18 protein-coding genes are annotated in these 26,663 nt (G+C 47.3%); 8 read left to right on the top strand and 10 right to left on the bottom strand.

Translation table 11 applies throughout. The annotated features are described in order from the left end of the window. The first annotated feature begins 1 nt into the window (after window position 1). From L3C95_RS10450 to L3C95_RS10435, 4 genes are all read left to right on the top strand, one after another. Window positions 2–568, top strand: coding sequence for a WcaF family extracellular polysaccharide biosynthesis acetyltransferase (locus L3C95_RS10450; protein ID WP_236386440.1), 567 nt, complete (start codon window positions 2–4; stop codon window positions 566–568). 27 nt (window positions 569–595) lie between these two features. Further along, window positions 596–1,846, top strand: coding sequence for a WcaI family glycosyltransferase (locus tag L3C95_RS10445; RefSeq protein ID WP_236386442.1), 1,251 nt, complete (start codon window positions 596–598; stop codon window positions 1,844–1,846). A 22-nt stretch (window positions 1,847–1,868) separates the two neighbouring features. Next, window positions 1,869–3,254, top strand: coding sequence for an undecaprenyl-phosphate glucose phosphotransferase (locus tag L3C95_RS10440; RefSeq protein WP_236386444.1), 1,386 nt, complete (start codon window positions 1,869–1,871; stop codon window positions 3,252–3,254). Between the two features lie 134 nt (window positions 3,255–3,388). Then, window positions 3,389–4,075, top strand: a complete 687-nt coding sequence (locus L3C95_RS10435; protein ID WP_236386445.1) for a hypothetical protein — start codon at window positions 3,389–3,391, stop codon at window positions 4,073–4,075. Between the two features lie 108 nt (window positions 4,076–4,183). On the opposite strand, the gene L3C95_RS10430 is transcribed toward L3C95_RS10435, so the two are convergent. The 7 genes from L3C95_RS10430 to nirB all read right to left on the bottom strand — a co-directional run bounded on the left by L3C95_RS10430 (window position 4,184) and on the right by nirB (window position 16,534). After that, entirely contained in the window at window positions 4,184–5,668 is a 1,485-nt protein-coding gene (locus L3C95_RS10430) for a malate:quinone oxidoreductase (RefSeq protein ID WP_262915848.1), read from the bottom strand. A 158-nt stretch (window positions 5,669–5,826) separates the two neighbouring features. Next, window positions 5,827–7,308: a rubredoxin gene (locus tag L3C95_RS10425; RefSeq protein ID WP_236386450.1), complete on the bottom strand. Its 1,482-nt coding sequence runs from the start codon at window positions 7,306–7,308 to the stop codon at window positions 5,827–5,829. Between the two features lie 2 nt (window positions 7,309–7,310). Then, window positions 7,311–10,868 (bottom strand): nitrate reductase, encoded by a 3,558-nt coding sequence (locus tag L3C95_RS10420; RefSeq protein ID WP_236386452.1) that lies wholly within the window; start codon window positions 10,866–10,868, stop codon window positions 7,311–7,313. Window position 10,869: 1 nt separating this feature from the next. Continuing rightward, window positions 10,870–12,174, bottom strand: coding sequence for an MFS transporter (locus L3C95_RS10415; protein ID WP_236386454.1), 1,305 nt, complete (start codon window positions 12,172–12,174; stop codon window positions 10,870–10,872). A gap of 33 nt (window positions 12,175–12,207) precedes the next feature. After that, window positions 12,208–13,563 (bottom strand): alginate export family protein, encoded by a 1,356-nt coding sequence (locus L3C95_RS10410; RefSeq protein ID WP_236386455.1) that lies wholly within the window; start codon window positions 13,561–13,563, stop codon window positions 12,208–12,210. Window positions 13,564–13,616: 53 nt separating this feature from the next. After that, on the bottom strand, window positions 13,617–13,985 hold the full coding sequence (gene nirD, locus L3C95_RS10405; protein ID WP_236386458.1) for a nitrite reductase small subunit NirD: 369 nt from the start codon (window positions 13,983–13,985) through the stop codon (window positions 13,617–13,619). Between the two features lie 44 nt (window positions 13,986–14,029). Continuing rightward, window positions 14,030–16,534 carry a nitrite reductase large subunit NirB gene (nirB, locus tag L3C95_RS10400; RefSeq protein ID WP_236386460.1) on the bottom strand — a complete coding sequence of 835 codons (2,505 nt, stop codon included), beginning with the start codon at window positions 16,532–16,534 and terminating at the stop codon, window positions 14,030–14,032. A 195-nt stretch (window positions 16,535–16,729) separates the two neighbouring features. On the opposite strand from nirB, the gene cobA reads away from it, so the two are divergent. Further along, complete coding sequence (cobA, locus tag L3C95_RS10395) at window positions 16,730–17,488, top strand: uroporphyrinogen-III C-methyltransferase (protein WP_236386461.1); 759 nt, start codon at window positions 16,730–16,732, stop codon at window positions 17,486–17,488. Continuing rightward, complete coding sequence (locus L3C95_RS10390; RefSeq protein ID WP_236386463.1) at window positions 17,475–18,167, top strand: Crp/Fnr family transcriptional regulator; 693 nt, start codon at window positions 17,475–17,477, stop codon at window positions 18,165–18,167. The genes cobA and L3C95_RS10390 overlap by 14 nt, the downstream gene beginning before the upstream one ends. On the opposite strand, the gene L3C95_RS10385 is transcribed toward L3C95_RS10390, so the two are convergent. Next, the gene (locus L3C95_RS10385) at window positions 18,164–18,787 is read right to left on the bottom strand and encodes a response regulator transcription factor (RefSeq protein ID WP_089834170.1); all 624 of its coding nucleotides are present in this window, start codon (window positions 18,785–18,787) and stop codon (window positions 18,164–18,166) included. The two genes, L3C95_RS10390 and L3C95_RS10385, sit on opposite strands and share 4 nt — an antisense overlap. Window positions 18,788–18,805: 18 nt before the next feature. Beyond that, window positions 18,806–20,779, bottom strand: a complete 1,974-nt coding sequence (locus L3C95_RS10380) for a sensor histidine kinase (protein ID WP_236386465.1) — start codon at window positions 20,777–20,779, stop codon at window positions 18,806–18,808. 493 nt (window positions 20,780–21,272) lie between these two features. On the opposite strand from L3C95_RS10380, the gene L3C95_RS10375 reads away from it, so the two are divergent. Then, entirely contained in the window at window positions 21,273–23,519 is a 2,247-nt protein-coding gene (locus L3C95_RS10375; protein WP_236386467.1) for a histidine kinase dimerization/phosphoacceptor domain -containing protein, read from the top strand. Beyond that, a complete protein-coding gene (locus L3C95_RS10370; RefSeq protein ID WP_236386470.1) occupies window positions 23,519–24,883 on the top strand; it encodes a sigma-54-dependent transcriptional regulator in 1,365 nt (454 codons plus the stop codon). The genes L3C95_RS10375 and L3C95_RS10370 overlap by 1 nt, the downstream gene beginning before the upstream one ends. Here L3C95_RS10370 and L3C95_RS10365 read toward each other — a convergent pair. Next, window positions 24,876–26,558: a sigma 54-interacting transcriptional regulator gene (locus L3C95_RS10365; RefSeq protein WP_236386472.1), complete on the bottom strand. Its 1,683-nt coding sequence runs from the start codon at window positions 26,556–26,558 to the stop codon at window positions 24,876–24,878. The genes L3C95_RS10370 and L3C95_RS10365 overlap by 8 nt on opposite strands. Window positions 26,559–26,663 lie beyond the last annotated feature (105 nt).

The raw sequence follows: 26,663 nt of genomic DNA, 5'->3' as shown, positions 1-26,663 counted from the left end.
AATGGATAACTTTTATCTGTCACAGGTCCGCTTAAAAGACTTTAATGCCTCTGAAGGCCTGGACCGCGGCGCTGGTAAATTAAAAGAAACCTGCTGGTACATGGTCAAGATGCTGTTCTTCCTGACAGCTTTTCCTGTGCCCTCCGGTATTAAGGCGAGATTACTGCGCCTCTTCGGAGCCAAAGTAGGGAGTGGTGTAGTGATCAAACCCAGAGTGAATATCCATTTCCCATGGAAACTGGAGATCGGCAATGATGTATGGTTGGGCGAAGAAGCTTACCTGCTCAATTTTGAGCCACTGGTGATAGGCAATAACGTGTGTGTGTCGCAACGTGCGTTCCTCTGTGGAGGTAATCACAATTTCCGGCATCCTGCCATGCCTTACCGCAATGCACCTATTACACTGATGGATGGATGCTGGGTAGGCGCCTGTGTATTCATCGGGCCAGGTGTTACTGTAGGAACAGATACCGTGATCACTGCAGGTTCAGTAGTGACTGCCTCGGTATCACAGAATGGTATATTCAAAGGCAATCCTCTGGCTTTTGTGTCAGAGAGATGGAGATAATAAAAAAACAGAAATCTATATAGCGGTATGTCCAAGCGATTACTATTGATTGGAGGTAATTTCTCGCCGGAACCCACCGGAATAGGTAAGTACAATGGTGAAATGATCAAATGGCTGGCAGCCCAGGGCTACGATTGTACCGTCATCACCAGTTATCCTTATTATCCGGAGTGGAAGGTGCAGCCTCCATACGACAAGAACAAGAACTGGTATAAGAAAGAAGTGATTGAAGAAAGCAACGGACAGGGAGGAAAGATCACTGTATATCGTTGTCCGCAGTACGTACCCGCAAAACCATCGGGTAAGACGCGTATCATGCTGGACTTTTCCTTTGCAGTATCAGCCTTCTTTAAAATACTGCAATTACTGCCCCGTAAAAAGTTCGATGTGGTGATCACAGTAGTGCCACCTTTCCATCTGGGCTTACTGGCAGTACTGTACAAGAAATTTAAAGGTGCGAAGTTCCTCTATCACATACAGGATATGCAGATAGAAGCAGCGCGTGATCTGAACATGATCAAGTCGCCTAAACTCATCAAAGCATTGTTCGGGCTGGAGCGCTATATCTTCAAACATGCAGATATGGTGAGCAGCATATCTGATGGTATGATGCGCAAGATCGGGGAGAAGGCCGGCAAGGATATTTTCTTCTTTCCTAACTGGGTGGACGTTACATTGTTCCATCCCATTGAGAACCGTGCAGCACTGAAGACGGAGTATGGCTTTGATGTCAATGACAGGATCGTACTGTATTCAGGTGCAATAGGGGAGAAACAGGGACTGGAAGCTATCCTGAATACTGCTGAAACACTGAAGGATGATAAACAGCTGAAATTCCTGATCTGTGGTTCAGGTCCATACAAGGAGAAGCTGAAGGCGGAGGCAGAGTCAAGAGGACTTCACAATGTTATCTTCTTCCCGCTGCAACCGTTCGAGAAGTTCAATCATTTCCTCAATATGGCCGATGTACACCTGGTGATACAAAAGGGCAATGCAAGCGACCTGGTAATGCCATCCAAACTGACCACTATCCTGTCAGTAGGAGGATTGGCGCTGATCACTGCGAATAGCGGAACGAGCCTGCATGAACTGGTAAGCAAACATAATATGGGTATACTGGTAAAAGCGGAAGATCAGCAGGCGCTCACTGACGGTATTGTCAGGGCTATGCAGGACAATGCTTCAGAGATAGCAAGGAACGGGCGTGTGTATGCCGAAACACACCTGTCTGTAGGAAAAATAATGTCACGTTTTGAAGAAGCCGTAGTAGTTAGTTAACATCATTTGAACCTTACTTTATATGTTGGACCGTTATCTTAAAATATGCAGCATCCAGATCCTTGTGCTGGATTTTATATGCCTCAATGCCTTCTTCTTTTTTACGCTCTACTGGCTGCAGCAGTATGGCGTGCCGGTGAGTGTAAACAGAGATACTTTCCTGCTGGCCTCAAATATTGCATGGATCGTGGCCCTGTATACAACGGGTATTTATTTCATGAGCCAGCAGATGTCTGTAGAAAGAATTATCAAAAAGCTGTTGCAGAGCATCATGTTGTATCTGCTACTGCTGCTTGCTTTTGTATTCCTGAACAAGGAAGCTTTTAACAGGATCTTCATTGTTACCTATATGACATTGTTCATATTGGTTGTGCTGCTGGACAGGCTCTTCTTTTACATGCTTACCAACTATATCATTCATCGTAAGGAGATAGAGCGTAAAGTCGTAATTGTGGGCTATAATGAGCTTTCAAAACAACTGGTGGACAATTTTATCGGCCGCAAGAGTAACCTGCGTTTTGAAGGTTATTTTGAAGAATACAGCAATGTGCATGAGCTGTCTTTATATCCGGTGATAGGTACGCTGAAGGATTGTATACCTTATGCGCAGTCAAACAACATCCGGGAGATCTACTCTACATTATCGCCGGAGCAGTTCCCTTACCTGTATACGCTGGCACATGAAGCAGAACGTCATTTTATCCGTTTCCGCTTTGTACCGGACTTCAAGATGTTCGTGAACCGCCAGATATATATAGACTACCTGGACAATATACCTATCATATCACTGAGGGCAGAACCACTGGATGATATTGCCAACCGGTTGAGGAAGCGTATTTTTGATATTGTGTTCAGCGGTGCTGTGATGCTTTTCATTCTGAGCTGGCTCATACCTTTACTGGCATTGCTGGTGAAGCTGGAATCGAGAGGTCCTGTATTCTTTATACAACATCGTACCGGACGTAATAATGAAACTTTCCGTTGCCTGAAGTTCAGAAGTATGTATGTGAACAATGACGCAAACAGCAAACAGGCTACAAGGAATGACCGTCGTTTTACGAAGATCGGGCGTATATTGCGTAAGACAAATCTGGATGAGATGCCGCAGTTCTTCAATGTGTTCATGGGCGATATGTCTATCGTAGGTCCGCGTCCACATATGCTGAAACATACAGAAGAATATTCTGCTATCATTCAGAAATATATGATCCGTCACTTCCTGAAACCTGGTATCACAGGCTGGGCGCAGGTGAACGGGTATCGTGGAGAGATCACTGATGAACTGCATTTGCGTAAACGTATAGAACATGATATCTGGTACATGGAAAACTGGTCAGTGTATCTCGATCTGCGCATCATATTTTTAACTGTATTCAATACTATAAAAGGCGATAAGAACGCATTTTAACATTTCCTATAGCATATTTTACTCGTATTAGTAAGAATGTTAATGGAAAAGAAATCGCCTTAAGTGTTATTTTTACACTCCGGTAGTCAGGGTACGCCGGGGTCAACTTCAGGGATGCCTGTAAACAGCGTTACATGAAAAGTTCTGTGTCAGCACAAAATTTCCTTGATGACAGCCGGCTAATAGAAGACATCTTTCACGAATTGAAATCTATTGTAGCAAGCATTCTTTCAAGTGTTGAACTCATAGTACTGTACGACGGGAAAGCGATGGGAAACAAGATCACCCGTCAGGCAGAATCGATTAAATCGCAGGTGATAGAGCTTGATTTTCAGCTGCAGAATATACGGATCATACAGCATATGCTGGACAAGACCTTCCAGCTGAAGCGAAAGATGACCAACTTACTTTTCTTTTTGGGACAACTGGTACGTGAAGAGCCATACAACAATCTACTGTCTCCCGCCGTTGAATTACAGCAAAGTAAAATACCTGTGGAGGCTAATATTGACGAATCCGTGATGCGGCAGTTGATCCTGAACCTTTTTTTCTGGATGAATCGGCACTCAACCACCCATCAGACACCGAAGATGGTATTTAGTTTTGAGCCCGGATACCTTGAAATAAAGGGAACCTTTTATGCGAATTATATCTTTTCGTCTCCTTTCAAGTCATCGGAAAAAGGAGATAACGAAATATTTCACCAGCCGATATGTCATATGATGTCGTATTTCGCCGCCTTACACGACGGCACTTTTGAAATACTGGCAGAACCGGAGAAGAATGTGGTAGCGCTGGTGAGAATACCCTGTAAGGCGTAAGTCTTACAGCTTCAAACACGTCTCTTAGAAACAATAAGATAAGGTTAAAACAAAAGGGGATATTTCCATATCCCCTATTCTTTTTTATAACCTGTATGTAAATCTCGTTTATTTCTTCAATTGCAGTACGGCGTTTGACCATGTCCTCACCTGTTCCAGCAGGGTAGGGTTTTCAGCCAGTTTTTGTCCGTAGGAAGGGATCATCTGTTTCAGTTTGGACTGCCATTCAGGTGTTGCCAGTTTTCTTGGGAAGCAGCGTTGCAGCAATTCCAGCATAATGGATACCGCAGTGGAAGCTCCCGGAGAAGCGCCCAGCAGGGCCGCGATAGAACCGTCTGCTGCACTTACTACCTCTGTACCAAATTCCAGGATACCGCCATGCTCAGGGTCTTTTTTGATCACCTGTACACGTTGTCCTGCTACTTCCAGTTCCCAGTCTTCTAATTTCGCTTCCGGCAGGAATTCCTGCAGGGCTTCCAGTCTTTCTTCCGGCGACTGACGTACCTGGTCGATCAGGTATTTGGTCAGCGGAAGATTGTCCAGGCCAGCGGCCAGCATAGGACGGATGTTATTGAATTTTATAGACCTTGGCAGATCAAGCCAGGAGCCATTTTTCAGGAACTTGGTGGAGAAGCCGGCATAAGGTCCGAACAGCAGTGCCTTTTTACCATCTATCATACGCGTATCCAGGTGAGGCACAGACATTGGAGGTGCACCTACTGATGCCTTACCATATACTTTTGCAGCATGTCTTTCAACTACCGCCGGATTTTTGCAGACCAGCCACTGACCGCTTACAGGGAAGCCGCCGAAGCCTTTACCTTCAGGAATGTCTGATTTTACCAGCAGGGGCAGTGAACCACCACCGGCGCCTATGAATACAAATCTTGTATGCAGCTTTCTCTTCTTACCTGTCTCCAGATTCTTCACTTTCAGATACCACCTGCCATCTTCTTCCCTGTCGAGGTCGCGTACTTCATGTTTCAGGTTTACAGTTACGCCAGGCTGTTGCTGAAGGTAGCTGATGAGTGCGCGGGTGAGGGCTCCGAAGTTAATATCGGTACCGGCTTCCATACGCGTAGCCGCCACCTTTTCAGAAGCATCTCTTCCTTCCATCACCAATGGGATCCATTGTTTCAGGACGGCAGGATCTTCTGAGTACTCCATACCCTTGAATAAATTATTGGCTTCCAGCAGTTGCTGGCGTTTTTTCAGATATTGAACGTTGTTCTCACCCCATACAAAGCTCATGTGAGGAACGCTTTGTATAAATGTCTCCGGGGATTTAATACATCCTTCCTGTACGAGGAAAGACCAGAATTCCTTGGATACCTCAAAGGATTCGGCAATCTTGATCGCTTTACCGATCTCGATACTACCATTCTTCTCGGGAGTATAGTTGAGTTCGCAGAAAGCAGAGTGTCCTGTGCCTGCGTTATTCCATGCATCCGAACTTTCTCCTGCAATGATATCCAGTCTTTCGAATATCTCAATGGTCAGTTCTGGTTGTAATTCTTTCAACAGTACGCCTAGCGTTGCACTCATTATGCCCGCACCGATTAAGACGATGTCAGGCGCCGATTTAGGAGACATATTAATTTATTTACGCGATTTGCGCTGCAAAAATAATACGAAAAAAGATAGTTCTATAACGTTTTAGTGTATGTATTATGGCTTTTTATGATAAAATAAAAGCAATTTTCACTGTAAGTACCTGCTGTAGTGCATATGCGAAAAATGCAAATGTATTGTTAATCCTGTGCTCCGGCCAGCCATCCGAGAGATGTTGCCGTAACAGGCGTGAACTCAGAAAGGGGCGCTTCGCAGAGTGAGCAGCAATATTGCTCCGGCAGCTCATGAAAGGCCGTGCCGGGTGCCACGTTCTGGCCGGGGTCGCCAATGGTTTCATCATATACTGTCAGGCAGCGGGTACATTGATGCACCTCTTTTTCAGGTTGGGTGGTACTGATAACTGTCTGCTGACCAGCTACATAATTCAGCAGGGGATCAGTAAGCGCACTGTTCTCGTAAAATTCCCTGCATAGGGAGGTGATATAAGGCCCGAGGTGTTCTTTGGCTACTGCCGTCCGGTAGGGTAGCAACGTGCCTGAATTCGGGTTAAAATCCTGCGTATAAAGAATATCAAAGCGCTGGTCACCTTTCAGGCGGCTCTTGGTTTTGCTTTCCCGTTTACTGATCACAACGGAACCAAAGCAGTTGTTCCCCGGATTGATGCGGATGCTGAAACACAATCCGTAGGTTCTGACATCGGCATTATCAAAATGGCGGATGATATGCCTTTTGATGATAAGAGCATCTTCACTGTTATCTTCCACATGCCAGTTCAGCTCATTCGCCGCGTGCCTTACATTGATCCCGTATTTACCGAGGATATAGTCCCATAACCTTCTGTGCTCGGGCGCTATATTCCTGACGATGAGCGACTTCCATGAGGTAGCATACAATTGCCCGGTCCGGGTTTCCAGGCATATATTACAGAGGTTCTGCAGGAAGGCCACAGGAAATTCCTCATCCCGGCGGTAGATGCCCAGCCAGTAATGATTCTCATGCCGGTTGAAGCCTTCATAGTAAGGCAGGTGGAAAGGAGGGAGCTCCAGCTCGGCCGTTACGGGACGGCAGGTGTATTCAAGCTTGTTCTTAACAAGCGCATATAACTCGTCATTACTGATAGAAGGGCGCTCATACACAATAGACTCGATACATTGACTCAATTGGGCGATACTGTTTGTATAGACCAGGTCAGGCCATGCAAAAAGGCGGCTGCTTTTAGGGAAGCGGATGAACAGGTGCCAGTAATGCGCAGCTCCTGCGGCAATCCAGTTAATATGTCCTGAGAAGAAAGGTGTGAACGTCTGTTTGCTGTCGCAGATATTCACCTTCAGCGCAGGCGTATAATCGAATAACGCAAATACATCCTTATAGATACCTTCACTTAACCAGCTGTCACTAATGAAAATGCCAGCTGCCGGATAGGAGCTGGTGATATTGGGTGCAGTGCCGTAAGTATGGTACACGATCTGCTGGCTGGCGCAATCTGCTTCAAATTGTTCCCAGTATTTGCCGGGTACCTCTATCAGCAGCTGTTGCCGCAAACCGAATTTTACCTGCGTTACCCTGGCTGCTGCGGCTATATCCAGAATAGTCAGCAGTTGTCCGGGAGAAACGATCCCTCCTGTAAAATTAATGCTGACTGTCTGCGAATGTCTGATCATGATTAAACTGCTTGCATGATAAATACTGCCTCTTCTTTCTTACCGGAAGGCAGTTCCTTCTCCAATATGGCTTTTATCTCCGGACGGCAACTGCCGCATCCCATTCCTGCACCTGAAGCCTGGCATACACTCTCCAGCGTGTTGCAACCTTCTTTTATTTTCTCACAGATATTGCCTTCTCCCACACCTCCACAGCTACATACAAGTTTACCGATCACCGGGGTCGCTTTCTTGCCTGAGCGCAATAGTTCCAGTCTTTTTTCGGACAACTCTATTTTATTGGAGATCAGGTCTCTGAACTCCAGGAATTCCGATTTGTCACCGATCAGGATAGCGCCTATCAGCCGGTCGTTATGTATAACACATTTCTTGTAGTACCGCTTTGACTTATCAATGAACACCACTTCTTCGTATGCAGGATCATCTGGTGTTTCTATCATACCGAGTGAGCACAGATCAGTACCATGCATCTTCAGGATATTCATGAACAATGATCCTTCATAATAACCTGTCAGATCGCCTGACAGATAGCGGGCTACTACAGCTGCCTGTTGCTCTGCTGCCGCCGTAATACCATACAGCGTTCCGTTGAACTCAGCAATCTCTCCGATAGCAAAGATGTCCGGGTCACTGGTCTGCAGGTATTCATTTACTACCACGCCTCTCTTGCAAAGCAGATGAGTGGCACGTGCCAGTTCAATATTAGGCACGGTCCCTATCGACATCACGACAGCCTGACAAGGCACGTGCCTGCCGCTTTTCAGCCGTATGCCATCAAGTTTATTGAGGCCGGTAAAACGCTCTATCTCATCGTTGTACAGGATCTCTATTCCACGGTCTGTCAGCTCTTCAAATAACAGCTGGCTGCCGAGGGCATCCAGCTGTCGGTCCATCAGTTTAGACGTGCGTTGTACAACGGCCACGTCTATATCCATTTCTCTTAGTGAAGCAGCTAATTCAATACCCAGCAGTCCGCCACCAACTATCATCACTTTTCCTGCTGCAGGGTCAATATGCCTGACGAATGCATCTGCATCACGCCGGTTACGCATGGTAAAGATGCCCTCGAGCGGAGGAGTATCTCTGAGGGTGGCCGCACGGCTACCCATGGCCATGATCAATATATCATACGCATGTATGTTGCCATTGCTGTCTGTTACCGTTTTCTGCTCACGATCTATTTCATGAACACTAACACCTCTGTGCAGGGTAATATCCAGCATGTTTTCTTCTTCGTCTGTCATCTTTACCAGCTGGGCCCATTGCTGGGTGCCACTGATGTAATCGGGTAACATCACCCGGTTATAGAAAGGCTGGTCCTCTTTACTGAATACCGTGATGGTATCGGTAGTGTTTATTGCGCGATAAGCCTTTACAAATCCACAGGCGCCTGCACCAGCACCGATGATAACGATCTTCTGTGCCTCCTTCTGATAAAGTTTTACCTGCACGGCAGTATACTTCAGATCCGGTTGTTTCGAGATCTTATCTACCAGCCGGTTGGTAAGATTGTTAGCCCTGTTCAGATCGTTGTCAAGTATCTTGCCCCAGTGCATGGGCAGGAAAACCACTCCTTTTTTAATGGATTTGCTTAACTGTGCTTTTACGCGCACAACGCCATTCTCACTGAATATCTCCACGATATCTCCTTCTCTGATATCTCTGTCCATCGCATCTTCCGGATGGATCTCCAGCAGCGGCGCCGGAATATGTTGTTTCAGTTTGCTGACCTTACCCGTCTTGCTCATGGTATGCCACTGATCGCGGATACGGCCTGTAGTAAGGATGAGCGGCCATTGCGGATCAGGTGGTGCTGAACGGTTATCATCAGGAACAGCATGAATGATCGCTTTGGTGGACGCGGTATAAAATTTATGATCAGTAAACAGTCTTGGTGTACCCTGATCTGCACCTCCGGCGGGATAAGGCCATTGCAAAGATCTTTTTTCTTTCAGCAGCTCATAGCTAACGCCACTTACGTCAATATTGGTCCCGGTGGTCAGGCGGCAATGTTCCGCATATATTGCAGCCGGATTTTCATAGTCAAACCCCTGATATCCCATTTTCCGGGCAAAGCGGCAGATGATCTCTGCATCCGGCAATGCTTCGCCAGGGGCGTCATTTATCTTTTGCAGATAAGTGATACGCCTTTCTGCATTGGTCATAGTGCCTTCCTTTTCTGTCCATGCGGCAGCAGGAAGCACCACGTCTGCATAACGTAATGTTTCCGGTTTGGAAGATATTTCCTGTACAACAACAAACTTTGCCTTCTGTAAAGCCGCTTCCGCCATACGTGCGTCGGGGAGGCTTACCAGCGGGTTGGTACACATGATCCAGATCGCTTTCAGCCGGCCATCATTCAATGCTTCAAACATTTCCGTAGCGGTCAGACCGGGCTTGTCAGAGATAGTAGTACCTCCCCAGAACTCCTGTACTTCTTTCCGGTGTGCAGGATTATCCAGCACACGGTGTGCCGGCAGCATATTGGAAAGACCACCTACTTCCCGTCCGCCCATAGCATTAGGCTGACCGGTCAGCGAGAATGGTCCGCAGCCGGGTTTTCCGATCTTACCGGTGATGAGGTTGAGATTAATAAGGCTCAGGTTTTTGTTAACGCCCACAGCACTCTGGTTCAATCCCATTGTCCACATGGTCATAAAACCTTTGGCCTGGCCGATCGTGGCGGCCGCCTCATAGATCAGGTCTTCCGAAATACCGCATACTGCTGCCGCGCTGCTAATGCTGCGCTGCATGACAGTATCCCGGTATTTCGCAAAACCTTCTGTGTGTTGCTGAATAAAATTGTGATCGGTATGACCGGCTTCTATCAGCAGCCTGCCAATAGCGTGATGCAGTACGATATCTGTACCGGGCATCAGTTGCAGATGAATATCTGCTATTGCGCAGGTCTGCGTCACACGCGGATCGCTCACAATGATCTTCAGCGCTGGGTTTTTCGCCTTTGCAGCCTCTATCCTGCGCCACAGTATCGGATGACACCAGGCGGGATTGGCGCCGGCTACGAATATGCAATCTGTCTGTTCTATATCATCGTAATTTCCAGGCACACTGTCTTCACCCAGTGACAGTTTATAGGCAGCCACTGCGCTGCTCATACACAGACGTGAGTTTGTGTCTATGTTGTTACTGCCAATGAATCCTTTGATCAGTTTATTCACCACATAATATTCTTCCGTCAGGCATTGGCCGGAAGCATAGAAAGCGACAGATTCAGGACCATACTGTGCTATCATCTGGCTGAACACTGCAGCGGTACGCTCCAGCGCCTGATCCCAGGAAACGCGCTGCCGTGGCATATGCCGGTGGTAGCGCATTTCCGGGTAATAAAGCCTGTCTGATGTGTCCATCACGGTGTAATGGAGGTTCATGCCTTTCGAGCAAAGCATGCCCCTGTTCACCGGATGGTCTTTGTCTCCCTCCACGCTAAGTTTGCCCTGCCTGTCCCTGTGTACAATAATACCGCAACCTACACCGCAATAACAGCAGGTGCTACGGTAACTGCCCGCAGGGAGTTTATTATGTTGATGATTGCCTGTCATGTTATTCAGCAAATGCTACATTTCCGGCGGTAGATGCGGCCGTTTCTGCAGCAGGTTTCTTAATGAACTTTGTGATCATTACTATAAATGATACAGCTATCACGATATAACCGATATAAGTAAATGCTTCTACATAAGTGATGCTTTCGGACTTGAAAAGGAAGCCAAACAACATACCACCGAGGTTACCACCAGCACCTACGATACCACTTACCAGCCCTACATTTTTTTCATTGATAAAAGGCACAATACCATAGGTGGCGCCATTGGCCATTTTCAGGAACAGTGCGAAACTGAGCATGGATATGATGGCCAGCGCCAGGGAGCCTGCCTGTGCAAACAGCAGCAGCCCGATACCTTCCAGCAGCAATACAATTGCCAGCAGGATACCTTTTCCTTTCATACCTGTCTTAGCGCCTACTTTATCTGATACGATACCTCCCAGGGCTCTTGCAAAAATGTTCATGGCACCAAAGATACCCGCCCAGAAACCAGCGCTGCTCTGTGACAGATGGAAGGTATCCACGAAGTGTAAAGAGGCAACGTTGTCAAATGTGATCTCCATACCGAAGCACATACCGTAAGCCAATGTCAGGGCCCAAATGCGCCAGTCGCCCAGTATGGTCCAGTCGGTCTTGGCTTTAACGTTATTGCTACGGTCAATCTCATCGAAATTACCTGCAGGCGTGTCCTTGGTAAAACGATGGTACATCCATGCTACTATCAGCATCATAACACCCGGTACGATCATCGCAAAACGCCATGCTTCCTGTTTGGTATATCCGAATCCGACAATGGCAGCAAAGATGAGCGGCATCACCATATTGGTCACACCTCCGCCGAGGTTACCCCATCCGCCGGTAACGGCATTGGCAGTACCTTTTATATTCGCTGCAAACATCATGGATGTATGGAACTGTGTTATTACAAAAGAAGCGCCTATCACGCCGATGGCAAGGCGAAACAACAGGAACGTTGTATAATCATGCGCCAGTCCTACCAGAAACACCGGCAGGGAACCTGCTATCAACAGCCGTATAGCAGTCTTACGTGGCCCCCAGGTATCGCACAATTTGCCGATGATCAGTCGTGCGATAATAGTGCTGGATACAGAAGCAATGATGATGTTACCTACCTGCGATTTTGTTAGTCCAAGGTCTTCCCTGATGGTAGGCATTAGCGGCGCCAGACCGAACCAGCCGAAGAAACAGACGAAGAACATCAGCCAGGTGGTGTGAAATGTACGCATCTGCACCGAGCTCAGTGAAAAGAGAGGAAGTTTATTTAGCGGTTGTTGAGTATTCATGTTGAAAAAAATATCCTGATTAAACAATGTTGTTTACTTATTGAAGATCATCTCCGGTCTGATGTTAACTGATACATACGCCCAGTTGCTGTTACTTTGTGCATTGGAGACGTTCTTCACTGCGGGAGAAGTCAGCGAAGCTGTATTCCAGAAGTGACTATATCCTGCTTCAAAAGATATCACCTTCGTGAGGGAATACGTGGCTACCAGATCAGCTTCCGTGCCGAACCTCCGGCTAAGTGAAGCGCCATTTGCCACCACATCACTTGCACTGTAGAATTCATGCACATCTCCGGTCAGCAAGAACTTTGGTCCCGCCTTATATTTTGTTTTCAGGTAGTAATCCTGCAGGCCCCGGTTACCGAATCCGCTGGCTACATAAAAGTAGTCCATATATCCCCAGAATTTATGCGGTGTACCATACAGCGGATCGAATGCATGGCTCTTGCCTGCTGCGTTGACGCCACCGGTGGTATAATCCGCACCCAGACCGGCGCTGAAAGATTTGCACAGCTGGTATTGAAAAGCTGCAGATAATAATCCGGCGCTGAGCTGCTGAGCATTGGCGTTCTTTCCGAACTGGTAATATCCTGCGGCAGTAAGCGTCAGCTTGTTGAACGTATTAATAAAGTATAACCCGGTTGTCATGCGTGTGTGTACGCCTTTATCCCAGATCTTAACGCCTGTGCTGTCTGCATGGAATTTGGAGAACTGATCAGCGAGGAATAAAAACGAGATATTTCCTGCAGATAGTTTTCTTGCGCCATACAGGTACTCCAGGCTTTTATACATGGTGCCACCATTTGTTGTAGCGGTATAATTTCCCGGGGGAGTGGGATTGTAAACTGTGCCGGCTGCATTTTCCTTATTCTGGTTGAAAGCAGCGCCCAGGTGTAAAGTATATGGTCCTGTTTCATACTTCAGCACCGCTGCATCGTGCCGGCGGCCTTGTTGCGCCCAGTCGAGGTTTCCCAGCAGGCGGCTGTCGTCATACATAATTTCTTGCCTGCCGATCTTGAGGCTCAGGTTCCTGTTTTTTACTGCTGTGTCCAGCAGCATAATTTCAGCCCAGGCTTCGTGTACCAGCAGTCCATTGTTCTCCTGTGTAGTGACCTTGTTAATGGTGGATGCGTCCTGTCCCCATATACGGACGTCCTGTACTGTCAATCCCAGCTTAAAACGGTAGCCACTGAAGCCTGCATACAGGCGGCTGCGCTGGGAGGTGAAAAAGGCGGGGGAGGAGCCTTGCGGCAGCGGTGTCCCCTGGCCGTCCTTTAGTTCGGTGCGCGTTCGGAGTTGAGCGCCCAGCGTCAATTGTGCATGCGCTGACGGACGGAAAAAAAACATACAGAGCAGGTAGAAGAAACCCGCTGAGAATAAATGTTTCATGCAGTTTGGTTGATAATGTGAGCAATAAGAGATATTCCCGCTCTCTGCTGATATTATGCTTCCTGCATGATCCCTATGTACACCTTATCGTTTTCAACCCTGACAGGGTAGGTGGTGAGGGAGCATTCTGTCTCGTCAGACAGGCAACGGCCGTCTTCGAGAGAGAATGTTTTCTTATGGAACGGACAAGCCACTTTTGGCTCTCCGTCGTGTGTGCCGGTCATGCCGCGGCTGAGTGCCATCTGCTGGCGATGAGGGCACATGTTTTGTGTTGCATACCATGCATCGCGTCTGGCAAAGCGGAACAATGCAATTTGTACATCATCATACTTTACGCATACTCCTCCGTTTGGCGGAACGTCTATCACGTTACAGGCAAAGAACCATTCTACGGTTGTGTTTGTGCTAATGGCGGTGGACATAAGTTATCTGTTTATTGATGAATGTCTTTTAATGAACTGAGCGATTATTTCCATTCTGCGGCTTTCTTCTGTTCCCGCATTGTGTCAAATTTTACAGTCGGATCTTTCGCGCCTGGCGCATTTACAAAGTGATTGAAGCGTTTGCGTAGTTCAGGATTTTCTACAACTTCCTTCCACTCGCATTTATATTTATCTACAAGCGCCTGCATTTCTCTGTCCAGTTCCTCCGCAATTCCCAGGCTGTCATTTACTACTACATTACGCAGGTAGGTGATACCACCATCCAGCTTATTCAACCATGTAGCGGTACGGGTCAGCGGATCGGCTGTCTTGATGTAGAACATCAGGAAACGGTCTATATAGCGGATACAGGTTTCGCTATCCAGGTCGGAAGCCAGCAGAATAGCGTGCTGTGGTTTAGAACCGCCATTACCGCCTACATACAGGTTCCAGCCTTTTTCTGTCGCAATGATGCCGAAGTCTTTGGATTGTGCCTCTGCACATTCACGGATACAGCCGGATACAGCAGACTTGATCTTGTGCGGAGCGCGCAGACCGCGGTAACGTTCTTCTATCTGTATAGCGAAGCTCACGCTGTCATGTAATCCGAAACGGCACCAGGTAGAACCTACACAGCTTTTAACAGTACGCAGGGCCTTACCGTAGGCATGGCCGCTTTCGAAGCCTGCGGCGATCAGTTCTTCCCAGATGTCCGGCAGGTCGCTCAGATGAGCGCCGAAAAGATCGATACGCTGTCCGCCGGTGATCTTGGTGTACAGATTATATTTCAGGGCCACCTGGGCGATGACCAGTAATTTTGCGGGAGTGATTTCCCCTCCGGGGATGCGTGGCACAACAGAATAAGTACCACCCTTCTGGATATTGGCCAGGAAACGGTCATTGGAATCCTGCACAACGTCATTTCCTTTATCCAGGATCATGTCGTTCCAGAGGCTTGCCATGATGGAGGCCACCACAGGTTTACATATTTCACAGCCATCGCCATGACCATAGTGGTCCAGGGCCTCATCAAAAGAGCGTACATCTTTGATGCGGATCAGGTCATACAGTTCCTGGCGGGAATATGCAAAGTGCTCGCAGATAACATTACGGATATATTTACCCTGCGCTTTCATAGTGCCGGTAATAAGGTCTTTTACCATTGGCGTACAGCCGCCACAGCAGGTGCCTGCCTTAGTACATTTCTTAACGGCGTCCAGTGTTTCATTGCCTGCTTCGACTGCAGCACATATACTGCCTTTGCTCACGCTTTCACAGCTGCAGATGATGGCGTCGTCTGGTAAACCCAGTACTCCCGGACCGGCCTCCTGGCTGCCACCACGGGCGCCCAGCAATACGTCTTCCGGGTTGGGAGGGAGGACCACTTTGTTTTTAGCCGTCTGTAATAACATATTATATGCATCTGCATCCCCGATCAGGATACCCCCCAGGAGGTATTTTCCGTCATTAGTAATGCTGATGCGTTTATAAACCCCTTTCATGGTGTCTTCAAACACGATGCTTCTGCTGGTTTCTGCCGGTACAAATGGATCGCCGAAGCTCGCCACGTCTACACCGATCAGTTTCAGCTTTGTGCTCATATCAAAACCGGTAAAGGTTTTCTGTTGTGCCTCGCCGGCAATATGAGTGGCTACTACTTCGGCCATTTCATATCCTGGCGCTACCAGTCCGTAGATCATGCCATGATAGAGAGCACATTCGCCGATGGCATATATCTCAGGATCAGTGGTTTGTAAGTATTCGTTCACGACAATACCACCCCGGTGACCGGTTTCCAGGCCACTCAGTTTAGCCAGTTCATCGCGCGGTTTGATACCAGCGGAAATCACCAGCATGTCGGCTTCCAGGATGCTTTCATCAGCGAACTGTAGGCCGGTGATGGTCTCGTCTCCCAGTACTTCACTGGTGTTCTTATTTGTATGTACCTGTAAACCAAGTTGTTTCAGTTGCTGCTCCAGGATGCGGGAACCGCTTTCGTCAATTTGCCGGGGCATGAGCCTTGGAGCAAATTCAATGACGTGGGTATCAGAAATGCCCAGATCCAGCATCGCCTTAGCCGCTTCCAGACCTAGCAGTCCTCCGCCGATCACCACCCCTCTTTTGGCTTTAGGGGCATAGTCGCGCATCAGTTCCAGGTCTTCTATGGTGCGGTAAATAAATACGCCTTTTTTGTCCACCCCTGGAATAGGAGGTACAAAAGCCGAAGAACCCGTAGCAATGACGAGGTAATCATAAGCTTCCGTGATACCTTTATATGAGTGAACTGTTTTAGTATTACGGTCGATCTGCTGAACAGGATCGCCCAGATGGAGGGTTATATGGTTAGCAGCATACCAGTCGGCGGGCGCCATCAGGAGGTCGTCTGCTGTTTTGCCGGCGAAAAATTCACTTAAATGCACACGGTCGTAGGCAGGGCGGGGCTCTTCCCCGAAAACTACGATCTCAGCAGCCCGGGTAGGCAATTTGGCGATTATTTTCTCGCAAAACTTGTAGCTAACCATGCCATTGCCTATAATTACAATTTTCATTGCCAAAGATTTGAGTTGATAAATTTGAAACGGCTTTTATATGTTCAAAACTTTAATATGATAACAATTTTCCTGATCGAGTCTTAAAATGTACCGTTTTTTATGATCTGCATCATGAAATTAGCAATAAGAGTTCTAATTTTATAGTGATTAGTGTGATTTTACTCATATAAATATTATTGTAATATATCTCGTATGGCATATTTATCTTTGGTGGGAGCAGGACCAGGGGATCCTGAGCTGATTACTTTGAAAGCTGTGAACGTCATCCGGCAGGCGGATGTCATATTATATGATGCACTGGTTAATGAGGCATTACTGAGCTATGCAAAACCCGCAGCCGTTGTCCGGTTTGTGGGTAAGCGCTACGGATGTCACTCCCTTTCGCAGCAGGAGATCAATCACCTGATCGTGTCGTACGCCCGGAGTCATGGGCATGTGGTCAGGTTAAAGGGAGGAGACCCTTTTGTGTTCGGAAGGGCTACAGAAGAGATAGCCGCTGCTAAAGGCGCGGGTATACCTGTACAGGTCGTTCCCGGTGTGTCGAGTGCACTGGCAGCCCCTGCAGGTCAGATGATACCGCTTACGTCAAGAGGCATCACAGAAAGCTTCTGGGTAACCACGGGTACTACCCTGACAGGAGAGATCTCCGGAGACATAGACCTTGCAGCACGTTCGACCGCCACTGTTATTATATTGATGGCGATGAGCAAGCTTGAGGCGATTATGGATATATTTACAGGGTACGGCAAGAGTAATCTGCCTGTAGCCATCATCCAGAACAGTTCTACTGATAAGGAAAAGGTGGTTACCGGCACAGTAAAAGATATTGTTTTTAAGGCACAACATGCCGGTATGTCCAATCCGGCGGTAATAGTGGTGGGAAAAGTGGTGGACCTGAAGGACATGGCTGGTACAGTGCAGCAATTAATAGACAGGCATGAAGAAAGATAAACATGGTTGCGATCTGCAATCCTGTATGTTATGTAAGTTGTGTATTCCGGCATGGAAACCCGCAATTGCGGCACACAGACAAAATTTCACGTTAAAAAAAGGTCAGATGCTCTTCCGGGAAGGAGAGCCGGTGAATGGAATCTATTTCGTGAATGCAGGTAAAGTAAAGGTACACAAGCATTGGGGAGAAGAAAAGGAACTGATCGTCCGTTTTGCGGAGGAAGGTGACATTGTCGGCCATAGGGGGGTAGGCAGTGAGATGGTCTATCCCGTATCGGCAACGGCATTGGAAACAGTGGACCTCTGTTTTATAGATCTTAGCTTCTTCCAGGCCACACTCAAGGTCAATCATGAATTCCTGCATGCGCTCATGATGTTCTATGCAAGCGAGTTGCAGGAATCAGAGAAGAATATGCGCAATCTTGTGCATATGCCCGTGAAAGGCCGTATTGCGCATGCCCTGCTCGCTCTCCTGAAAAAGTTCGGCACAAATGGGGATGGTAATATTAATATGACGCTGAGCCGGCAGGACCTCGCATCTTATACCGGCACCACTTACGAAACAGCTTTCCGTATCATGAGTGAACTGATACAGGACGACATTATCGCTATTTCCGGTAAAAGTATTGCTGTAAAAGATCCCGCCAGATTAGCACTCCTGGAAGCAGAAGCTGGTTAAAGCAGTTTATATTCTGATGCCAGCTTCACAACGGAAGTTGTGTTATTTACCCCGAATTTCTCCATCAGGTTCTTACGGTGGCTTTCTACCGTATGGGTACTGATGAACAACTGGTCAGCTATCTGCATCGTGGTCAATCCTTTGCCGATCAGCTGTAAGATCTCCTTTTCCCTGCGGGTAATGCGTGGTATGGCTTTCAGCAATTCCATATCTGCGTTCTTCAGTGCTTCCTTGGTGCTGCTGCACAGGTATTCCTCGCCATCCATGATGGCGTAAATAGCCCGGATGATCTCATTACCCAGTGCATTCTTCAGTACATAACCACTTGCTCCGTTCTGCAGCATGCTGTGGATGACAGGCTGCTCGTCATGTATGCTCAGGGCAATGATCTTTACATCCTCATACTTCTTTTTCACTTCTCCACAAAGGGTTACACCACTGATGTCGGGGAGGTTCACGTCCATCAGTATTACATCAGGTTGTCCTTTTTCCAGCGCCTGCAATACGCTCTTACCGTCTCCATAATCGCCGTTCAGTTCTATTCCTGCATCACTCCGCAGGATATTCTTCAGCCCTTCTACCATGATCGGGTGATCTTCCACCACTACTACTTTGATCATAACTTCTTTCAATTAAGTTTAACTAATGGATGTTGCGCATTCAATGGTAATAGCCGTACCAGTACCGGGTTCTGACTGGATATCTATCTTACCGCCCAGGAATTCCACACGGGCTTCTATATTTGCCAGTCCGGCTCCTTTGAGTTTATTACCTACGGTTGTATCAAATCCCTTTCCGTCATCTTCCACCGTGAGGAAGAGGGTATTGTCTGTTTGCTGCAATAACACAAGTATCTGCGATGCCTCTGCGTGTTTGATAGCATTGTTCACCAGCTCCTGCATGATCCTGTATAATACGACCTGCCGTGTATGTTCCATCGCTTCTGCCTGGAAATTGAACACCTGGCAAATAATATTATCAGTACCGGTCTTCTTTAATCCTCTGCAATATTCTACGGTAGCCTCTCCGAGACCATATTTAATGAGTATCTCGGGCATCATACTGCGTGCTATACGGCGCAGTTCATCCATTGCCCCATCCAGCCGCTGTAAGGTGTTCTGTATCAGGGATTGCCTGTGTACTGTAGTCTGAGAGGGCGTTACGGTAGAAAGTTCCAGTTTGATACCTGACAATAGTCCTCCCAGACCGTCATGCAGGTCGCGCGCCAGCCTGGTACGTTCTTTCTCCTGGCCTTCCAGCATTGCAGAGAGGAGGGAGATCTTATGTTCCTGGCGGATGCGTTCTACTTCAAATTCATGCAGCTGCCGCTGTTGTTCCAGAAGCTTGCGGCCATTGCGGTAAAACAGGTAACTGAGCGCCGCCACTACCAGTAACGATAATATAATCACCACCATCAGTGATATCAACAGCCGGTTCTTCTGCAATGCAAATTCCTGGCGTTCGTTCTCATGCTGCAACAGCTTGATGCGGTTCTCTTTTTCGGACGACTGGTAATGCGCCTCCAGCTCATGTATCTTCTCTGTTACTTCCCGCTCCTGCAGGCTGTCTGCAAGTATGATGTACTTCCGCAGGTATTTGTATGCTTCGTCAGGATAATGCTGTTTGAACGACAGTTCTGCCATCAGGTCCAGGGCATGTAAACGGAAGGGAAAATCCTTCAGTGTATACGATAAGCGCCCGTATTCTTCCATGAGCTTCATGGCCTTGTCGTACTGCCCTTGTTTTTCAAAGAGTTTCGCCAGCGAGTACAGGTTATTGCAGATGGCAACATTGTAGTTCAGCCTCCGGGCAATAGTTAATCCGTTATAAAACATGTTAGCTGCATGATGATACAACTGATGTTTCACATCCAGCAGGCCCTCATGGTAATAATAATCCGCCCATATATTAATGGAGTCCACCCCTGTTTTGTCCAGCTTTGCTTTGGCCTCCAACAGATGGCTCTCCATTTTCTGCAGGCTGTCCAGGTGATACATACAACTCGCCAGGCTGAGATGTCGGCTGGCTATCAAATGATAATAACGGGAGGGATCTTCATAGCTGGTCAGACTCTTATAATAATACGTGATAGCGGTCTTATACTGTGATTTACTGAAGAAGATGTCTCCCAGATCCTGATAAGTAGCGTTCAGTTCAGGGATGGCGTGCATTTTCTCCAGCAGGGGGATAGTCTGCAGGTATTCTTCTGTTTGTAACTGTGTTTGCCCTTTATTGCCCAATACCTCCGCCAGGTTCCTCTTGATGTTGGCCAGCAGCATGCGTCCTTCCCGGCTGGTATCTTTCAGGATATCTTCTCTGGCAATGAGCAGGTGTTTTTCCGCCTCCTGGAAATTATTAATGGTATTGAACCAGGCGCCTATTGCCAGGTAAGTGCGTGCAATGCCAAGTCTGTTCTCATTTTTTTCTTCCAGCTGTAATGCCTGCTGGAAATATTTCAGTGCCTGTACAGTATCTCTCAGCGGCAGTTTCCTGGCCAGCCTGATATATAGGTCGGCAGATACTGCGTCGGAAGCCCCTCGCTGGCTGGTCGTTTTCTGGGCATACACCCCCGCAGTGATACAAAATAGGATGATAAGTATAGGTATTCTCATGGACATAAATCTGGGCGGAAATATATAATTATTTGAGATACATATTCTTATTATTTTTCCTTTGTAAAAGTATCAATAGGTCCTCCCTGGTAAAACCCCTGTTTTCCGGGATTTTTTTCCCTGACTTCGTGATTAATTTTGCATTGTGATTTTGAAAGCCTTTGAAGAAGAATGTTACAGGTATATAGGCTGCTTTAATTATCCCTGAAGATTGTTTATAGACAATGTTTTATGTGGAATGGCATGTATACTCCGACGATATCACAAAGCAAATTACCAGAAATATTTTAACCGTCTTTATAGTATCAACATAGTATCAACACGAAAGAAATCGTGACCATTTTTGTAAGGCCCCAGATTGTATTTTTGTTGAAGAACCACGATGAAGGGCAGCGGGTGTGTGGACCCGCTGCCATCCACCATCGCCTCCCTTTTTAAACACTCTTCCATTTTTCAGGTTAATTTCGTGCCCGGCATCAACGGTGAACGGTTTATGAATAACAATCTTTTTATTGCCAGCTTTATTGGAATCCTTTTGGCTACAACAGTTGTTGGATGTCAATGGCGGCGCGATAGCCACAAGGCGGCAATGCCTGATACAATGAGGGTCGGGGAGTTAATCCGGCATGCTGAACGCTGTCTTGACAAGCCGGGTTCCTTCGCCTTAGATATGGACAGCGCCATGGACATGGCCGGGGAAATGGAACGTATAAGCTCTCAACAACAATATAAACGTGGTATTGGCTTGAGCCGGTTATTGCGTGCGAAAACGCTCAGGGAAAGGGGGCAGGGTGCCCAGGCCAGAGAAATGGCTGCACAGGCCCTGGAAATACTCGGCCAGACCGGTACAGCCAGGGAAAAAGCCCAGGCCTTGCTCGAGCTGGGAGGCTCCTACAGTAACGAGGGGGACGATTTGTCCCCCAAAATAGCGCTCTATGAACAGGGAATGCAAATCTATGCCCGTCTCGGAGAGAAGTTGTCGGAAGCACAGCTGAGAGAATTCATTGGAGATCTGTACCAGTTAAAGCACGATTATCCTAATGCGCTGAGCAACCTGAAAAAAGCGCTTTCCCTGTACCAGGAAGTTGGTTACAAACGCCTGCAGGGCGTCTACGGACTTCTCGGGTATGTTTATGTGCAGACAGACAATTTCCAGGAATCGCTCCGCTACAATACCCTCGCCGTAAAGATCGGTGAGGAGATGAAAGACAGCGGATCATTAATGGCAAGCATCTACAGCCGGCTGGGCGACTGCTATTGGTCTATGGAGAACAATCAGCAGGCAATGGTCTATTATAACAAGGCATTGCCGCTCGCTTACGCCAATAAAGATTCATTCGCGGTAATGAACATACAGACCAACATAGCCCGGGTACTGGCAAGGACGAAACGCTACAGGCAGGCGCTGGATTCAATTAATGTAGGAGCCGCTATTGCACCGGAGCTGGACGTATACGATGAAAGCGCGTTCAACATCTTACGACTGCACATTTACATGGTGATGGATGATCTGCCACAGGCTGAAATCTATTTTCGTAAATTGAAAAAGGTGTATGATCAGGAGGGGCTTCATGAAAATATGCGGCAGGCCCTACGGTATTCAATGGCTTCTTACCTGGTGAAAGCCGGCCATTTCAAAGAAGGGCAGCAGTACCTGGATGTTATGTTCCACATGCTGGATCGATATCCGGTGATAAAATCCAAACGGGCTACAACAGAATATCTCTACTATCAGATAGATTCAGCTGCTGGTAATTTGGGAGCGGCAATAGCACATTACAGGAACTTTAAATCAATATCTGATTCCCTCCGGAATATGATGCAATCCCGGCAGCTGAGCGAATTGCAGTTCCAGTTTGAAACAGAAAAGAAAGACAATGATATTAAACTGCTGGTACAGAAAAGCCAGGCCCAGGAGGCTTCCCTGCAGAAAGAAAAGATCATTAGAAATGTGACCATCGCCGGTGTTTTCCTGCTGATCGTTTTTCTCGGATTGATCTATAGCAGGTACCGCAATAAAAAAATTATGAACATCCGGCTGGAAATCCAGCGGAATGAGATCAACAGGCAGAATGAGGACCTCAGAAGACTGGTAGACGATAAGGAATGGCTGCTGAAAGAGATCCATCACCGTGTGAAAAATAACCTGCAGGTTATTATCAGCCTGCTGAATACACAGTCCCGATACCTTAACAATAAAGATGCACTGGACGCCATCCGCAACAGCCAGCAGCGTATGTATTCCATGTCGCTTATACATCAGCGGCTTTACCAGACAGATAACCTTAGTAAAATTGATATGCGCTGGTATATCCCGGAGCTGATCGGTTATATGAAGGATGGACATGAAGCTGGTAATAACACCGAATTCATTGTTAATTGCGAACATATAGAACTTGAAGTGGTACAGGCAGTACCGCTGGGGCTTATTCTTAACGAGGCTGTCAGCAATTCGCTGAAGTATGCATTCCCTGGTGAAAGAAAAGGAGTGATCACTGTATCCCTGCAAATGGACCATGATAAAAATTGCCAGCTCTCTATCAGTGATGATGGCGTAGGCATAAAAGATCTCAATGAGGCGCTTGAAAGCGATTCGCTCGGTATGCGTCTCATGCAGGGACTGAGCGATCAGTTGGATGGTGTGTTCTCGCTACGGAATAATCATCCGGGAGTATTTATTGGTGTCACTTTTCCGTACCATGAATTTGCGCCGGAGAACAGAAAATACATATTGAACTAATGGCGAACAAAGGAAAAATACTGATCGTTGAAGATGAATTCATTGTTGCCAACGATCTGCAGCAAATGTTGCAGAGGGCGGGATATGAGGTTTGTGGTATTGCGTCCTCTGTTCACAAAGCGCGGACCCTGCTGCAGCAACATCAGCCCGATTGGGTGCTGATAGATATTATCTTGAAAGGTGATTATTCAGGGATTGATTTAGGGAATGAGCTGATGCAACAGCATATTCCTTTTCTGTACATTTCTGCGAATACCAACCAGCGAACACTTGAGGCAGCGAAGCTTACGCGCCCGCATGGCTTCCTGGTGAAACCTTTCCGGGAAAAGGACCTGTTTATTATGCTGGATATCGCGAGATATAAGTTGCAAGCGGAATCCGGTCAAAATGAAGGTCAGAAGACCCGGAAAGCAGGCAATACCAGTCTGCAGATGGCTGATACAGGATCTCATACAGAAGAGATAATGGAAAAGATAAAGATCGTCGCTCCTGCTGATACCTCTGTATTAATTACGGGAGAAAGTGGTACTGGCAAAGAACTGGTGGCAAGATCGATTCACAGGCTATCACGTCGTAGTGAGCTGCCGATGGTAGTGGTGGATTGCGCTGCACTGCCGGTTGCCCTCATCGAAACGGAATTGTTTGGCCATGAAAAAGGAGCTTTTACCGGCGCGGGGCAGAAAAGGGTAGGGAAGTTTGAACAGGCGAACCAGGGAACCATCTTCCTGGATGAAGTAGGAGAGTTGTCGCCCGATGCTCAGGTCAAACTGTTGCGGGTTCTCCAGGAGAAAGAAGTGGTCCGCGTAGGAGGTGATGTACCGGTTAAAATTGACGTGCGGGTGATCGCTGCCACCAACAGGCAGCTGGAAAAGGAAGTAGCTGAAGGTCGTTTCAGGCTGGATCTGTATTACAGGCTTAGCGTTTTTCCTATCGAGCTGATCCCTCTACGGGAGCGGAAACGGGATATCCCATTGCTGGCAGAGCATTTCCTGAAAAAATATTCAGACAAAAATAAGGCCGGTGTAGAAAAGATAACGGAAAGTGCCATGCGTCAGCTGATGTCATATGACTGGCCAGGTAATATCAGGGAACTGGAGCACCTGATAGAGCGCCACGTACTCCTGGCAACGGGCAAAGATATCTCTACATTCGAACTACCTTCATCGGCAGTAGTAACCGGTGTTGAACAGCCAGGTAAACTTAAAACAATGGATGAAATGGAGCGTGATCATATCCTTGCTGCATTGAAAGCCAGCAAGGGCAAAGTGTCAGGCCCCGGTGGCGCCGCCGGGATGTTAGGACTTCCCGCTCAAACACTATATTCAAGAATAAAAAGACTGGGAATAAAACAGGTATTTAAATAATATTCATCTTCCTGGACGATTGCCGGATGTTAAAATGCTCCTTTTTTATGCCTAGTTTCTGCATCCGGGAATTGAGCGTGGTAGACGGTAATCGCAGTTTCGCAGCGGCTCCGTTAGGCCCGGCGATCCTTCCATTGCAAAGCCTGACCACTTTCAGAATATATTCCCTTTCCATGATTTCCAATGGAACTATGCTGAACGCGTTTTCCTTATCAGAAGCAGGCGTTTTTTGAGTTGTGCCGTGGAAATCTATCTGCAGCACATTCCCTTTGCTAAGCAATATTGAACGCTCAAGCAGGTGTTCCAGCTCCCTGACATTTCCTGGCCAGTCGTGATGCATCAGGCTTTCCATTACATTATCCGGCACTACAGGCGCCTTTTTTTTGTTGATAGTAGCATAACGCCTGAGGAAATGTGTAACGAGGGCCGGAACATCCTCCTTCCGGTTACGTAGCGGAGGCACCGAAATAGGTACGACGTTTAAACGGTAATACAGGTCGTGCCTGAAATTGCCCGCTTTCACCTCTTCTTCAAGATTACGGTTGGTAGCTGCAATAATGCGCACATTTACTTTAATAACACCCTTTCCTCCGATACGCTCAATCTCTTTCTCCTGTAGTACTCTTAGCAATTTTGCCTGGAATTCCAGCGGTATTTCTCCTATTTCATCCAGGAACAGTGTACTGTTCTCTGCCAGTTCAAACTTGCCGATCCTGCGTTGCAAAGCTCCGGTAAAGGCGCCTTTCTCATGCCCGAAAAGCTCACTTTCAAAAAGACTGTGCGGTAATGCAGCGCAGTTTATTTTTATCATTCTGTTATTCCTGCGCGGAGATGCGGCATGTATAGCGTTGGCAATTACTTCTTTGCCGGTACCTGTTTCTCCCAGTAACAATACTGTCGAATCAGAAGGCGCTATACGTTCCACCACCGTTACTATATTTTGTATGGCGGGAGAGGTGCCAATAATGCTTTTAACACCATTACACTGTGCAGTCTTGTCATGTAAACTATCTTCATCGTCTTCCGGTTGTCCTTTGTACTTCCTTATTTCCCGGAGCTGCTGCTCAATCTTCTCGCCAAAAATAATATTGCCGAATCCCGCCCCTAGTATATCGGCTATACCTTTGAACAGCCTGAATTTTTCAATCTGAAAAGAACCTTTTTTTTCTCCATAAAGATAGAGGACACCTATGGGTATACCTCCGCCCGAGATTTTTACCAGCAGCATTTCCCTGATACCCGCATTGAACCAGCGATAAACATACTGGGGAACGGTATTCGCCCTTATGGCTGTTTGCAGGTCTATCAGCACCGGTTCTTCCGATGCCAGCGCCTTTTCAAAAATGCCGTCATTGATAGGATGCCTGGACACGATGATCGGTGTTTCACCCCTGTTAGAGGGAATACTCGTTTGCTCCGAATGCAGGAATGGTGAATGTGTCACCCCGTCTTCATTGATCAGGCAGAGTGTATAATATCTTCCTCCGAAAAGCTCGGGGAACTGGTCGGTGATTACCGCACGGAGATCCTGTCTGCTTTTTGCTCCGGCAATGGTGCTGCTCAATTCCAGCAGGACGGCCTGTTCTCTTTTCTGTTGTTCGAGGCTTTCAACAAGGAAATGGCTGTCCGGAATATAAAGACCAGCGGTCTGTTTGGGAGTACTTTCTTTTTCCATATGCTCACGATGTTCTTCGACAAACATAATCACTGAGAAGAAGATCCTGCAGAAATGTTACGTTTTCCCGCAATTTTAGGTTCCTGCATAAATTCACGAAATATC

This window comes from Chitinophaga filiformis, from assembly GCF_021646545.1.
In the GTDB taxonomy this organism is placed as follows: Bacteria; Bacteroidota; Bacteroidia; order Chitinophagales; family Chitinophagaceae; genus Chitinophaga; species Chitinophaga filiformis_A.
The sequence above is the reverse complement of the archived record's forward strand: the minus strand, read 5'-3'. Positions and strand labels throughout refer to the sequence as shown.

Excerpts from the sequence above, each read along its gene's own strand:
- L3C95_RS10450 (WP_236386440.1), top strand. The coding sequence starts at position 2 with ATGGATAACTTTTATCTGTCACAGGTCCGCTTAAAAGACTTTAATGCC.
- L3C95_RS10445 (WP_236386442.1), top strand. The coding sequence starts at position 596 with ATGTCCAAGCGATTACTATTGATTGGAGGTAATTTCTCGCCGGAACCC.
- L3C95_RS10440 (WP_236386444.1), top strand. The coding sequence starts at position 1,869 with ATGTTGGACCGTTATCTTAAAATATGCAGCATCCAGATCCTTGTGCTG.
- L3C95_RS10435 (WP_236386445.1), top strand. The coding sequence starts at position 3,389 with ATGAAAAGTTCTGTGTCAGCACAAAATTTCCTTGATGACAGCCGGCTA.
- L3C95_RS10430 (WP_262915848.1), bottom strand. The coding sequence starts at position 5,668 with ATGTCTCCTAAATCGGCGCCTGACATCGTCTTAATCGGTGCGGGCATA.
- L3C95_RS10425 (WP_236386450.1), bottom strand. The coding sequence starts at position 7,308 with ATGATCAGACATTCGCAGACAGTCAGCATTAATTTTACAGGAGGGATC.
- L3C95_RS10420 (WP_236386452.1), bottom strand. The coding sequence starts at position 10,868 with ATGACAGGCAATCATCAACATAATAAACTCCCTGCGGGCAGTTACCGT.
- L3C95_RS10415 (WP_236386454.1), bottom strand. The coding sequence starts at position 12,174 with ATGAATACTCAACAACCGCTAAATAAACTTCCTCTCTTTTCACTGAGC.
- L3C95_RS10410 (WP_236386455.1), bottom strand. The coding sequence starts at position 13,563 with ATGAAACATTTATTCTCAGCGGGTTTCTTCTACCTGCTCTGTATGTTT.
- nirD (WP_236386458.1), bottom strand. The coding sequence starts at position 13,985 with ATGTCCACCGCCATTAGCACAAACACAACCGTAGAATGGTTCTTTGCC.
- nirB (WP_236386460.1), bottom strand. The coding sequence starts at position 16,534 with ATGAAAATTGTAATTATAGGCAATGGCATGGTTAGCTACAAGTTTTGC.
- cobA (WP_236386461.1), top strand. The coding sequence starts at position 16,730 with ATGGCATATTTATCTTTGGTGGGAGCAGGACCAGGGGATCCTGAGCTG.
- L3C95_RS10390 (WP_236386463.1), top strand. The coding sequence starts at position 17,475 with ATGAAGAAAGATAAACATGGTTGCGATCTGCAATCCTGTATGTTATGT.
- L3C95_RS10385 (WP_089834170.1), bottom strand. The coding sequence starts at position 18,787 with ATGATCAAAGTAGTAGTGGTGGAAGATCACCCGATCATGGTAGAAGGG.
- L3C95_RS10380 (WP_236386465.1), bottom strand. The coding sequence starts at position 20,779 with ATGAGAATACCTATACTTATCATCCTATTTTGTATCACTGCGGGGGTG.
- L3C95_RS10375 (WP_236386467.1), top strand. The coding sequence starts at position 21,273 with ATGAATAACAATCTTTTTATTGCCAGCTTTATTGGAATCCTTTTGGCT.
- L3C95_RS10370 (WP_236386470.1), top strand. The coding sequence starts at position 23,519 with ATGGCGAACAAAGGAAAAATACTGATCGTTGAAGATGAATTCATTGTT.
- L3C95_RS10365 (WP_236386472.1), bottom strand. The coding sequence starts at position 26,558 with ATGGAAAAAGAAAGTACTCCCAAACAGACCGCTGGTCTTTATATTCCG.